Below are 12,153 nucleotides of genomic sequence, written 5' to 3'. Positions count from 1 at the left end.
AATGCTGAGCACATTGCTGATTGCCGCCGCATTGACCGGTGCAAGCCCGGACATGCTGGATCTCGCCATCGAGCGCTTCCGCGAAATCCAGACCTATCGCGTCACACTGCATTCAACGCATGCCGACGGCGAAGAGCGTCTGCGTTACTTCTACAGCAAGCCAGGCCGTGTGCGCATGGAATTTATCCACCCGCATGCCGGGGCGGTACTGGTCTATGACCCGTCAACACAGCGCGCCCGCCTGTGGCCGTTCGGCGCCGGACGCTTTCCGGAACTGAAACTCAGTCCGGAAAATCCGCTGATTCGCAGCCCACGTGGTCAACAGGTAGACAAATCGGACGTGGGCGCCTTGCTGGACAATGTCAAGGCGCTCAAGCAAGGCGGCGCCATGACGGCACATGGCGAGCAACTCCTCGAACAGCGCCCTACACAACACATCGACGTGGTTGGCGAAGGGAATTACGCCGTCGCCGGCGTCCATCGCTATGAATTGTGGCTGGATGCGGAGACGCTTTTTCCTGTAAAAGTCATCAGCCGCGACCGCAACGACGCCATCCTCGAAACCGTGCGCATGAATGATGCGGAAATCGATGTGGCGCTGCCCGCCAACCTCTTCGACCCACAGGACTGATGCGCGAATATCATTTCCTGACTATCTGGAAACTCGATGCCCCGCGTGCGGCCGTATGCAAGGCCATCGAGGATTCGCTGGCATGGCCGGAATGGTGGCAAGGCGTCGAACAGGTGGAAGAACTGGCCGGCGGCGACGCCAACGGCATCGGCAGCATAAGACGCTACACCTGGAAAGGCCGCCTGCCCTACCGGCTGACGTTCGACGTGCAGGTCACGCAAATGGAATTGCAGACCATGGTCGAAGGCGTGGCAAGCGGCGATGTGGAGGGATTGGGCCGCTGGACATTCGCCACGGAAGGCGAATTTACCGTCGCGCGCTACGAATGGAACGTACGCCCGACGCCACGATGGATGCGCCTGCTCAGCCCGCTGGCCAGCCCGCTGTTCCGCTGGAACCACGATATCCTGATGCGGCAAGGCGGCGAAGGCCTGGCGCAGTGCCTGAACGCGCGGCTGGTCGGCATCTCGCAACGGTGACTGGTCCATCGGCCATAGTGCAGTGTTATCCACGTAAGGCTACATCACCACCTGCGCACCCAACTCCACCACACGATTCGGCGGCAGCTTGAAGTAGGCCGCGGCGCTACCGGCATTACGAAACATCGCCACAAACAGCTTCTCGCGCCATAGCGCCATCTCCGAACCAAGGCGCGGGATCAGCGTCTCCCGCCCGAGGAAAAACGAGGTATCCATCATGTCGAACGCCAGCACCGAGGCGTCGCACAGCGACAAGGCATGCGGCAGATCGGGCTGATCCATGAAGCCGTAGCGCACCGTGATCGTGTAGAAACGGTCGTCGATCCGTGCGACTTCCAGCCGCCGGCCATCCGGCACCACGGGTTCGTCCACCGCCGCCACGGTCAGCAGCACGATCTTTTCATGCAGCGCCTTGTAGTGCTTGAGGCTGTGCGTCAGCGCATGCGGCACCGCACTCAGGTTCTGGGTCATGAACACCGCTGTGCCGGGGATGGTCTGCACGCTGGAACCGGAGATATTGCGCACGAAATCCTCCAGCGGCATCGCATCAGCCAGCAGCCGGGAATGCAGCAGCGAACGGCCGCGCTTCCAGGTAGTCATCAGCAGCAAGATGCCGAAACCGAATGTCAGCGGGAACCAGCCGCCGTCATGGATCTTGACGATATTGGCGGAAAAGAATGCGAGATCGACCACAAGGAAAACGCCCAGCACCAGCGCGCTCGCCAACCAGTGCCAACGCCACAGACTGCGAACGACAATGAAGGCAAGGATGGTGGTGATGATCATGGTCATGCTCACCGCGATACCATAGGCCGCCGCGATGCTGGTGGAGGAGCCGAAGCCCAGCACCAGCCCGACCACGGCGAGGAACAGCAGCCAGTTGATGCCGGGCATGTATACCTGCCCTTGCGCATCGCCCGAGGTGTGCCGCACTTCCATCCGCGGACAGTAACCCAGCTGGATGGCCTGCTGGGTGATGGAATAAACGCCGGAAATCACCGCCTGCGAGGCGATCACGGTCGCAGCGGTGGCAAGCGCCACCATGGGGTACAGCGCCCATTCGGGAGCCAGCAAATAGAACGGATTCTTAATAGTTGCGGGGTCGTGCAGAATCAGCGCGCCCTGGCCGAAATAGTTGAGCGTCAGCGCCGGCAGCACCAGGCCGAACCACGCCAGTTGCACCGGCTTGCGCCCGAAGTGCCCCATGTCGGCATAGAGCGTCTCCGCGCCGGTCAATGCGAGAAACACCGCGCCCAGCGCGAGGAACCCCAATGTCGTGTTTGCCGCCATGAATGAAACGGCATACAGCGGATTGAGCGCCGTCAGCACGTGCGGCTGTTGCACAATGTTGACGATGCCCAGCAGGCCCAGCGTGGAAAACCACAGGATCATTACCGGCCCGAACAGGGCGCCGACCTTGGCCGTGCCCTTGTATTGGCAGGCAAACAGCACCGCCAGTACCAGTATCGTGGCCGGGATCACATAAGGCTTGAGCAGCGGCGTGGCGATTTCCAGCCCTTCTACCGCCGACAGCACCGAAATCGCCGGTGTAATCACACCGTCGCCGTAGAACAGGGCTGCGCCGAATAGCCCCAACAGCATCAGCCAGGGAGCGTAGCGCTTGCCTTCCGCTCCGCGCAGCACCAATGCCATCAATGCCATGATGCCGCCTTCGCCCTTGTTGTCGGCGCGCATCACGAAAGCGACGTACTTGATCGACACCACGACGATCAACGACCAGAAGATCAGGGAAAGGATGCCCAGTACATTGTCCGGCGTAATCGGCACAGGATGGTGCGCATTCCCGAACACCTCCTTCAAGGCATAGAGCGGACTGGTGCCGATGTCGCCGTAGACGACGCCGAGCGCGGCCAGCGACAGGGCGGCTGTTCCCGCCTTCATTGGTTGTGAACTCATGTATTGATCCTTGCGATTGGAAAAAGATTCAGAGGTGGAAGCGGTAGCCCACGCCGGTTTCGGTGAGGATGTGCCGCGGCTGTGCCGGATCGGCCTCCAGCTTTTGCCGCAGATGGCCGACGAACACACGCAGGTAATGATTGCTTTCGACGTGGGTCGGGCCCCAGACGTCGCGCAGCAACTGGCGATGCGTCAGCACGCGCCCCTCGCTCGCCAGCAGCGCACACAGCAACCGGTATTCGATAGGGGTGAGATGTATCGGCTCGCCATGACGCGTGACGGAACGACGCACCATGTCCACCGTCACGCCACCGAAGTCTGCAATAGCGCTGCCATCCCCGGCCAGCCGCGATTTGCGCCGCAGCAGCGCCCGGACCCGCGCCAGTAGTTCGCCAATGCCGAAAGGCTTGGTCAGGTAATCGTCCGCTCCGGCATCGAGTGCTTCGATCTTGTCCGTTTCATCGGCGCGCGCGGAAAGAATCAGCACCGGCACGGACGACCAACTGCGCAAATCGCGCACAACCTCGACGCCGTCGCGATCCGGCAACCCGAGGTCGAGAATGACGATATCCGGCTTGCGTGTGCCTGCTTCCACCAGACCCTGCGCGCCGGTTTCTGCCTCAAACACCTGACAGCCGGCTTGCTCCAGTGCTTCGCAGACGAAACTGCGAATCTGCTTTTCGTCCTCGATCACGATAACGCGGGAATGCAGACCGCTCATGTTGCGGCCTCCGGCGGCAAACTCTCTTCATTGATCTCGGGCGGATTTCCAACGGGCAGGGTAAACATAAAGCATGCGCCGGCCGGCTCACGGTTGGCGGCCGATATCGTTCCGCCATGCGCTTCGACGATGGCACGGCAGATCGCCAATCCCAGCCCCACGCCCGGCGTTGGCGATTCAGGCACACCGCGCACGAACATGTCGAATATCCGGTCTTGCCGCCCCGATGGAATGCCGCTGCCCGAATCGCAGACCGAGATCTCGACCATCGCGCCGTTTTGCCGCGCCGAAATTTCGACGGAAGCACCAGCAGATGAGTATTTAGCGGCGTTTTCCAGCAGATTGCACAGCACGCGCTCGATCAGAACCGCGTCGAATTCCAGCAGGGGGAGGTCCGGCGCCAACTCCACCCTGACCGGGTGTGTTTCAAGCGCGTGTTCGAGCAACTTGAGGCTGGCACCGACGACCTCTTCCAACGGCTGCCATTCGCGGCGCAGCCTGACCTGGCCTGCATGCAGGCGCGCCATGTCGAGCAGGTTTTCTACCAGACCGGAAATGCGCATGGACTGATCACGCACCGCTTCTGCCATGACTTGCTGTTTGCCGGCAAGCGGCGGCCGGGAAAGGCTCAGTGTATCGGCGAGACCGACCAATATCGTCAGCGGCGTGCGCAGGTCGTGCGACAGTGCGGACAGCACCGAGCTGCGCAGACGCTCTGAGGCCATCTGCACCTCTGCCTGCTGCGCAACATCGACGTAATGCAGCCGCTCGACCGCTATGGCAATCAGCGAGGCGACCGCTTCCAGCAAAGGCTGATCCTCTTGCAGCAAGACCTCGTCGTCCAGCGGCGCAACCGCCAGCACGCCACGGATGCGCGTTGAGCCCCGCAGCGGGTAATAACAAACGCCGTCCATTGCCTTCGATGCGCGCCTGTCATCGGCGTCGCCATCGTATACCGCTGCGGCCAGACGCAATTCGTACGGCACCCGCGTTCCATCCTGCGGGTGCAGCTCGCCATGTGCATCAGGGATCAGCAAGACGGCATCAGCCTGCACTATATCCCGCAAAAAATCGCGCAGGATCGCAACCACTTCGGAAAGCCGCAACGCGCCGGAGAGGGCGCGCGCCATTTCGTAAAGCGCCCGTGTGCGCTTTTCCTCGAAACGGGCCATCCTCGCCTGCCTGCGCAGCCCGGCCGTCATCTGGCCGGTAAGCAGTGCCACCACCAGCATCACGGCAAACGTCAGCAAGTACTGAATATCCGTGACAGCAAACGTGAGATGTGGAGGTACAAAAAAGAAATCGAATAGCGCAACACTGAGAAAGGCCGCCAGCACTGCCGGCCCCTGTTCCAGCCGCCACGACACCAGGAATACCGTGAGCAGGAACAGCATTACGATATTGACCAGATCGAGGTATGGCCTGAGCGGCAAGGCCATCAATGCCATCGCCCCGCAAGCACCTGCGGCCAGCAAGTAGTTGCGGGGCCGGTTCAGCGTTGTTCGACGAGTACCCTCAATCATCTGGATTATTCACGGCTAATCATTCACGGCATATTCTTCCATTTGCGGCATAAAGAATGTGTATAAATTTCGTCGCACAAGGCCGGCCCGTAACAAGCGTCGCAGGGTGACGAGCCGGGCTTATCGCAATATGCCGGAATATCTGTACGCCAGCATCACCGTGATACCGAAGACGGCATGAACGGCAAGCGTTATTCCGCCGCGCGCCTCGGCAAACCAGGGGAAAATTGCAGTGAAACCGTGCAGGTTGAGGAAGTACAGCGCTACGCCGAATGCTGTACCGATGAACAGGGAAGACGCCAGGCTCGTCCGCTCCAATGGCAGCAGCACGGCCGCATAGAGCATCGACAGCATGAAATGTATTGCCGTCGCTGCCAGCATCACATGGATATCAAATGTTGCAGGCGGCGGCAGAACCGCGCTGCCGAGCAGCAGCGCAGCCGTCAGCCGGGCATCGCGCAACAGCAGCAGAAGCGCATCCTGACCGGACAGCCACCACAGCAACAGCTGCGCAAGTGTGGAGACAACACCCGCGCAGACACCAGCCAGAAATACGGCCCGAAGTTTTACGGACAAGCTCTTAATCCTGCTTCCAGCTCCCATATCCCTTGAACTGCTCCATCACTTCAGCCATCTGCGCGTCGCTCAACAGCTGCGGCTCGCCTGCCTGCAAGGCGCGCCAGTATTGCTCGCACAAGGTCTCGACCTCGACCGCAACCGACAGCGCCTGATCCAGGTCGCGCCCGACGGCGATCATGCCGTGATTGGCAAGCAGGCAGGCCTTGCGGTCCTGCAGCGCAGACAGCGCCGCGTCGGAAAGCGCCTGGCTGCCGAACAAGGCATAAGGCGCGCAGCGTATGGTATCGCCGCCGGCCACGGCGATCATGTAATGAAACGGCGGAATTTCGCGATGCAGGCAGGCCAGCGTCGTGGCGAATGTCGCATGGGTGTGGATCACCGCACCGACTTCCGGCCGGGCCTGCAGGATATCGCGATGGAAGCGCCATTCGCTGGAGGGTTGGCGCCCACCCTGCGCCTTGCCGTCAAAGCTCATCCACACCATGTCGCGCGGCGTCATTTCCTCTACCGTCATTCCCGATGGCGTGACCAGGAATCCGTCGCCGTCGCGCACGCTGGCATTGCCCGACGTGCCGCGGTTAAGGCCGAGCTCGGAAAGCCGGCGGCTGACGGACAGCAGTTGTTCTCGAAGTGCAGTCATGACAAAACCTTTTTCACCACAGAGCACACAGAGTACACGGAGAAAATCTGCACAAGTCCTCTGTGAACTCCGTGTCCTCCGTGGTTCAAGCGTTTTTCGGAAACATCCTTTCCAGTTCGAGCGGGCCGCAGATGCCGCGCTCGGTGATGATACCAGTCACCAGCCGCGCCGGCGTCACGTCGAACGCCGGGTTGGCCGCCTTGCTGCCGGCCGGCATGATGTTGACGCGCGCCAGCGTGCCATCCTCCAGCCGCCCGTTCATCCAGGCGACCTCTTCCTCGCCGCGCTCCTCGATGGGGATGTCACGCCGGCCGTCGCTGATGGTCCAGTCTATGGTCGGGGACGGCACGGCTGCATAGAACGGCACGTTGTTATCGTGCGCCGCAAGCGCCTTGAGATAGGTGCCGATCTTGTTGCAGACGTCGCCGGTGGAAGTCACGCGGTCGGCGCCGACGATGGCAACATCCACCTGCCCATGCTGCATCAGGTGTCCGCCCGCGTTATCCGCGATCACGGTATGCGGCACGCCGTGCTGCCCGAGCTCCCAGGCCGTGAGGCTCGCGCCCTGGTTGCGCGGGCGGGTCTCGTCCACCCATACATGCAGCGGAATGCCGGCGTCGAACGCGGCATAGATCGGCGCCAGCGCCGTGCCCCAATCGACCGTGGCAAGCCAGCCGGCATTGCAATGGGTCAGGATATTCAGCGGGCGCCCGAGCTTCTCGTGCATCGCTTTCAGCATGGCCAGCCCATGTTCACCCAGCGCCTTGTTGGCTGCCACGTCTTCATCGCAGATGGCGGCCGCTTCCCGCCATGCGGCTTCCGCCCGCTGCGCTTGCGGCAACGCCTGCAACCGGCTCGTCATGCGCTCGACCGCCCAACGCAGATTGACCGCCGTCGGGCGCGTCGCGATCAGGATGCGCCCCACTTGCTGCAAACGATCGTCATCGCCCGACTCCTGCATCGCCAGCGCCACACCATAGGCCGCCGTCGCACCGATCAAGGGTGCACCGCGCACTTGCATGGTCTTGATCGCCTGTGCGATTTCGCTGACCGAGGACAAGCGGCGCACTTCGAACGCATGCGGGAGCAGGGTCTGGTCGATGATCTCGACGGCGGCGGTATCGGTCGAGGGCCAAATGGTACGGTAATGAAAACCGCGTATTTTCAAGGTCGAATCTCTTTCTCGGTGCTATCCACAAAATCTGTGGATAATTCTGTGAATATCTGTGACTTAAAAACGTAACTCAAGCGTACATAACGATTTTTTACAAACGCCTAAAAATTGAACTTATTTTTAATAACTTTAAAATCAATAACTTACAACACATCCAATAAACATCAATAGCTTAGCGGATTTCTTAAAGTTATTTATAAAGTCGTGTGTATAAATTACCCCAGATGGGGTAGTAGCTGATGCATATTTCGGGTTGTTTTTGCAATGATTTCGTTCACATCCACGCTTCTCAGCTCGGCAAGCACTTGGGCGATTCTGGGCAACTGTGCTGGGCTATTGCGTCCATCGCGGCCTATCCATTCCGGCGGAATATCCGGCGCATCCGTTTCCAGAACGATGCTATCCAAAGGCAAGGTTGCCGCCAGCTCGCGTAGATGCAGCGCACGCGGCCAGGTCATGGCACCGCCAAAGCCCAGCTTGAATCCCATGCCGATGAAGACTTCCGCCTGCTGACGGCTGCCGTTAAACGCGTGGGCGATGCCGCCCCTGACTTCGATACGGCGTAAATGCTTGAGGATTTGATCTACTGAGCGGCGCACGTGCAGCAGTACCGGCAAATCGAATTCGCGCGCCAGTTTCAACTGCTCGGTGTAATAAAAAGCCTGATTGTCGCGATCGAGATTTTCCACGAAGTAATCGAGGCCGATTTCGCCAATGGCCGCCGGACGCGATTCGCCCAGCTTTTCGCGCAGCACATTCAGGTCTTCCGGCAGGGCGCGTTCTGTGTACAAAGGATGAATTCCCAGAGCAGGAATGCAGCAGGAATACCGCCGGGATAGCGCCAGCACCGCATCGAAATTGCCGCGCTCAATGGCCGGCACCACGATGCTCTCGACTCCGGCTTTTTGGGCGTCCGCAACGACCTGATCGCGGTCCGCATCGAACTCGGCCGCATCCAGATGGCAATGACTATCGACGAGGCCGCGCGCGGACACGAATATCCCGCCCTATCTGATCGAGCGCCAGGATATCGAGATCGACGCGCTGGGCCATTTCGGTCAGCGCAGGCATGCCGAACATTCCTCGCGCTTTGTTGCCCAGCAGGGTTGGCGCGTAATAAAGCACCATTTCATCCACGAGCCCGGCCCTGAGTAAAGCGCCGTTCAGTAGCGTTCCCGCCTCCACCAGCACCTCATTGATTTCCTGTGCCGCAAGCGCCTGCATCAGGCTCGCAAGGCAGACATGCCCATCCGCGGCAGGCAGCTCAAGCACTATGGCACCCGAGGCACGCAATGACGCAGCTTTTTCCGCCTGCCCTTCCAGGCAGGCGATGATGGCATTGCCGCCTTGCAGGATCTTGCTGTTCAAGGGAATGCGCAAATGGCTGTCCACCACTACGCGTAGCGGCTGGCGGCCAATATCGAGTTCACGCACGGTCATTTGCGGGTCGTCTGCGAGTACCGTGCCGATACCGGTCAGGATCGCACAGGATCGCGCACGCCAGCGTTGCACGTCGCTGCGCGCCGCAGGGCCGGTAATCCATTGGCTGACGCCGTTGGCGAGCGCGGTACGCCCATCCAGGCTGGCAGCCACTTTCGCGGTTACCCACGGGCGCCCCCGCGTCATGCGCGAATTGAAACCGGGGTTAAGCTGTTGCGCTTCCCTTTCCATCAAGCCGCTGCGGGTTTCGATGCCATGCGACTCCAGCAGCGTAAACCCGCCCCCCGCGACCCTGGGATTGGGGTCCCTCATCGCCGCCACCACGCAACGCACGCCTGCGCCGACCAGTGCCAGCGCACACGGCGGCGTGCGGCCATGGTGGCTGCAAGGCTCCAGCGTTACATACACATCGGCCCCTCGCGCTGCCTCGCCTGCCTGGCGCAGCGCGTGCACTTCGGCATGCGGTCCGCCGGCGCGCTCGTGCCAGCCTTCGCCGATAATCTTGCCATCCTTGACGATAACGCAGCCGACGCGGGGATTGGGTGTAGTGGTATAGAGGCCGCGCTCCGCCAGACGCAGCGCCTGCGTCATGATGAGATGGTCGTCGGCTGTAAACATGGGGTTAACAGTACTGTGGAGTATTCCATATTGCATTCAAACGAAGACAAGGCGAAGCCGCGAAGACAGTACGAGTAGTACGGCAAGCGACGACAATGCAGTATTCGTTTGAATGCAACATGGAATCAATGCTGGACGATGGCGCTATGCATCAGCCGCTCCTGCGGGTCGAAATACAGGCGCAGGCCATGGACAACCCACAGGCAAACGCCGAGGTCGTATTCGATCTGGGTAGATTCTTCCCATGACGGGCGGCCCAACTGCATCATCACTTCGGATTTGGTCATGCCCGGCTTGAGCAGGCGGCGCTTGATATCCAGCACCATGTCGCCGCGCTCGCAGGAATGCGCCGGATCGGGGTTCATCCACACCACCGGGTCAAAAGGCTCGTCGCCGAAGACCAGACGTTCCTTGAACGCCCACCAGCCAAAGAAAACGATGGTCACCAGCAACGTGAAAACCGCAAATGCAATGGCCAGGCCCGTCAGCAGTTTTTGCGGTTTTTCATCCACGTCATTTCTCCGTTTTGTCGGTGTTGCGCCGGGCGGTAGTGTCCAGGTCGCGGATCACGTCATGGAAATCGTCCACGTCCTGGAAACTGCGGTAAATCGATGCGAAACGGATATACGCCACCTTGTCGAGGCGCCGCAGTTCCAGCATCACTGCTTCGCCCAGTTCGCGCGACTGGATTTCGCGCTCTCCGCGGCCAAGGATTTTCTGCATGATGTTGTCCACGGCGCGATCCACCAGCTCCATGGACACCGGCCGCTTGTGCAGCGGCCGCGTAAACGACAGTCGCAGCTTGTCGCGCGAGAATTCCTCGCGCGTCCCGTTCTGCTTGACCACCTGCGGCATGTGCAGTTCCGCCGTTTCGTAGGTGGTGAACCGCTTCTCGCAGGAGGCGCATCGCCGGCGACGACGAATGGTATCGCCTTCGTCATTGACCCGCGAGTCGATGACCTGGGTATCGTCGGCACCGCAAAAAGGACATTTCATTTAAAGATCAACCTCCTGAACCACGGAAGGCACGGAGTTTTTCATGAGCTTTACCTCTGTGTTCTCCGTGTGCTCCGTGGTTAAAGATTTACGCACCGTAAACCGGGAAACGCGCCGTCAATGCATGCACCTTCTCGCGCACGGCGGCGATCTTGGCTTCGTCGGCCGGTGCATCCAGCACGTCGGCGATGAAATGCGCCACCTGACGCGCCTCTTCTTCCTTGAAACCGCGGGTGGTGATCGCCGGCGAGCCGATACGGATGCCGGAAGTGACGAACGGGCTTTCCGGATCGTTGGGGATCGCGTTCTTGTTGACGGTAATATCCGCCAGGCCCAGCGCCGCGTCGGCCGCCTTGCCGGTCAGGCCCTTGGGGCGCAGGTCGACCAGGAACATGTGCGATTCGGTACGGCCGGAAATGATGCGCACGCCGCGCTCGGCCAGGGTTTGCGCCATCGCGCTGGCGTTCTTCAACACCTGCTCCTGATACACCTTGAATTCCGGCGTCATCGCTTCGGCAAACGCCACCGCCTTGCCTGCGATCACGTGCATCAGCGGGCCGCCTTGCAGCGATGGGAACACGTTGGAGTTGATCGATTTTTCGTACTCCGCCTTGGCCAGGATGATGCCGCCGCGCGGGCCGCGCAGGGTCTTGTGGGTGGTGGAAGTGACGAAATCGGCATGCGGCACCGGGTTCGGGTACACGCCGGCGGCGATCAGGCCGGAATAGTGCGCCATGTCGACCATGAAGTAGGCACCGACCTTCTTCGCGATCTCGGCCATACGCGCCCAGTCGAAACGCAAGGCGTATGCGGAAGCGCCGCCGATCAGCAGCTTGGGCTGCTTCTCGATCGCCACGCGCTCCATGTCGTCGTAGTCGATCTCTTCCTTGTCGTTGACGCCGTAGGCGACGATGTTGAACAGCTTGCCGGACAGATTGGCCGGGGAACCGTGCGTCAAATGGCCGCCGTGGCCGAGATTCATACCCATCACCGTATCGCCCGGCTTGAGGATGGAGAAATACACGGCCTGGTTGGCCTGCGAGCCGGAGTGCGGCTGCACGTTGGCGTACTCCGCGCCGTACAGCTTCTTCACGCGGTCGATGGCGATCTGTTCAATCTGGTCCACATACTCGCAACCGCCGTAGAAACGCTTGCCCGGATAGCCTTCGGCGTACTTGTTGGTCAATTGCGAACCCTGCGCCTGCATCACGGCCGGGCTGGTGTAATTTTCGGAGGCGATCAGCTCGATATGGTGCTCCTGACGCTGGCGCTCGCCTTCGATGGCTTGCCAGAGTTCCGGGTCACACGAGTTGAGGGTTTTGGAGTAGCTGAACATGGGTCGATTTCCGGGTGCAAAAAATGTTGCAATTCTAGCATGTTAAGCTCACCTCCCGCACCTTGGCCTGCCAATCTGGCTGTTTTCAACCAGCGCGGT

General features: G+C 60.6%; 13 protein-coding genes. 2 read left to right on the top strand and 11 right to left on the bottom strand.

Annotated elements, in window-relative coordinates:
- Position 1 precedes the first annotated feature (1 nt).
- Both A7976_RS04350 and A7976_RS04345 read left to right on the top strand, forming a co-directional pair.
- Entirely contained in the window at positions 2 to 631 is a 630-nt protein-coding gene (locus A7976_RS04350; protein WP_067107676.1) for a hypothetical protein, read from the top strand.
- The gene (locus tag A7976_RS04345) at positions 631 to 1,110 is read left to right on the top strand and encodes an SRPBCC family protein (RefSeq protein WP_067107674.1); all 480 of its coding nucleotides are present in this window, start codon (positions 631 to 633) and stop codon (positions 1,108 to 1,110) included. Before A7976_RS04350 ends, A7976_RS04345 begins: the two co-directional genes overlap by 1 nt.
- 39 nt (positions 1,111 to 1,149) lie before the next feature.
- Here A7976_RS04345 and A7976_RS04340 read toward each other — a convergent pair whose 3' ends face one another.
- The 11 genes from A7976_RS04340 to glyA form a co-directional block, all read right to left on the bottom strand.
- Entirely contained in the window at positions 1,150 to 3,027 is a 1,878-nt protein-coding gene (locus A7976_RS04340) for a potassium transporter Kup (protein ID WP_067107671.1), read from the bottom strand.
- A 28-nt stretch (positions 3,028 to 3,055) separates the two neighbouring features.
- A complete protein-coding gene (kdpE, locus tag A7976_RS04335) occupies positions 3,056 to 3,748 on the bottom strand; it encodes a two-component system response regulator KdpE (RefSeq protein ID WP_067107668.1) in 693 nt (230 codons plus the stop codon).
- Positions 3,745 to 5,271, bottom strand: a complete 1,527-nt coding sequence (locus tag A7976_RS04330) for a DUF4118 domain-containing protein (protein ID WP_067107665.1) — start codon at positions 5,269 to 5,271, stop codon at positions 3,745 to 3,747. The genes kdpE and A7976_RS04330 overlap by 4 nt, the downstream gene beginning before the upstream one ends.
- 120 nt (positions 5,272 to 5,391) lie before the next feature.
- Complete coding sequence (locus tag A7976_RS04325; RefSeq protein WP_240483800.1) at positions 5,392 to 5,847, bottom strand: sodium:proline symporter; 456 nt, start codon at positions 5,845 to 5,847, stop codon at positions 5,392 to 5,394.
- A gap of 4 nt (positions 5,848 to 5,851) precedes the next feature.
- The gene (locus A7976_RS04320) at positions 5,852 to 6,490 is read right to left on the bottom strand and encodes a class II aldolase/adducin family protein (protein WP_067107659.1); all 639 of its coding nucleotides are present in this window, start codon (positions 6,488 to 6,490) and stop codon (positions 5,852 to 5,854) included.
- A gap of 85 nt (positions 6,491 to 6,575) precedes the next feature.
- Positions 6,576 to 7,658, bottom strand: a complete 1,083-nt coding sequence (mtnA, locus tag A7976_RS04315; RefSeq protein ID WP_067107657.1) for an S-methyl-5-thioribose-1-phosphate isomerase — start codon at positions 7,656 to 7,658, stop codon at positions 6,576 to 6,578.
- Positions 7,659 to 7,879: 221 nt separating this feature from the next.
- Positions 7,880 to 8,659 (bottom strand): TatD family hydrolase, encoded by a 780-nt coding sequence (locus A7976_RS04310; protein ID WP_067107654.1) that lies wholly within the window; start codon positions 8,657 to 8,659, stop codon positions 7,880 to 7,882.
- The gene (ribD, locus tag A7976_RS04305) at positions 8,634 to 9,722 is read right to left on the bottom strand and encodes a bifunctional diaminohydroxyphosphoribosylaminopyrimidine deaminase/5-amino-6-(5-phosphoribosylamino)uracil reductase RibD (RefSeq protein ID WP_067107651.1); all 1,089 of its coding nucleotides are present in this window, start codon (positions 9,720 to 9,722) and stop codon (positions 8,634 to 8,636) included. Before ribD ends, A7976_RS04310 begins: the two co-directional genes overlap by 26 nt.
- Before the next feature lie 125 nt (positions 9,723 to 9,847).
- Complete coding sequence (locus A7976_RS04300; protein WP_067107647.1) at positions 9,848 to 10,234, bottom strand: hypothetical protein; 387 nt, start codon at positions 10,232 to 10,234, stop codon at positions 9,848 to 9,850.
- A gap of 1 nt (position 10,235) precedes the next feature.
- The gene (gene nrdR / locus A7976_RS04295; RefSeq protein ID WP_067107644.1) at positions 10,236 to 10,718 is read right to left on the bottom strand and encodes a transcriptional regulator NrdR; all 483 of its coding nucleotides are present in this window, start codon (positions 10,716 to 10,718) and stop codon (positions 10,236 to 10,238) included.
- 88 nt (positions 10,719 to 10,806) lie between these two features.
- Positions 10,807 to 12,054, bottom strand: a complete 1,248-nt coding sequence (glyA, locus tag A7976_RS04290) for a serine hydroxymethyltransferase (RefSeq protein ID WP_067107642.1) — start codon at positions 12,052 to 12,054, stop codon at positions 10,807 to 10,809.
- Positions 12,055 to 12,153 lie beyond the last annotated feature (99 nt).

It is taken from the genome of Methylobacillus sp. MM3 (assembly GCF_001645185.1).
Taxonomy (GTDB): Bacteria; Pseudomonadota; Gammaproteobacteria; order Burkholderiales; family Methylophilaceae; genus MM2.
The sequence above is the reverse complement of the archived record's forward strand: the minus strand, read 5'-3'. Positions and strand labels throughout refer to the sequence as shown.

Coding starts and splice junctions, on each gene's coding strand:
- A7976_RS04350 (WP_067107676.1), top strand. CDS start 2: ATGCTGAGCACATTGCTGATTGCCGCCGCATTGACCGGTGCAAGCCCG.
- A7976_RS04345 (WP_067107674.1), top strand. CDS start 631: ATGCGCGAATATCATTTCCTGACTATCTGGAAACTCGATGCCCCGCGT.
- A7976_RS04340 (WP_067107671.1), bottom strand. CDS start 3,027: ATGAGTTCACAACCAATGAAGGCGGGAACAGCCGCCCTGTCGCTGGCC.
- kdpE (WP_067107668.1), bottom strand. CDS start 3,748: ATGAGCGGTCTGCATTCCCGCGTTATCGTGATCGAGGACGAAAAGCAG.
- A7976_RS04330 (WP_067107665.1), bottom strand. CDS start 5,271: ATGATTGAGGGTACTCGTCGAACAACGCTGAACCGGCCCCGCAACTAC.
- A7976_RS04320 (WP_067107659.1), bottom strand. CDS start 6,490: ATGACTGCACTTCGAGAACAACTGCTGTCCGTCAGCCGCCGGCTTTCC.
- ribD (WP_067107651.1), bottom strand. CDS start 9,722: ATGTTTACAGCCGACGACCATCTCATCATGACGCAGGCGCTGCGTCTG.
- nrdR (WP_067107644.1), bottom strand. CDS start 10,718: ATGAAATGTCCTTTTTGCGGTGCCGACGATACCCAGGTCATCGACTCG.
- glyA (WP_067107642.1), bottom strand. CDS start 12,054: ATGTTCAGCTACTCCAAAACCCTCAACTCGTGTGACCCGGAACTCTGG.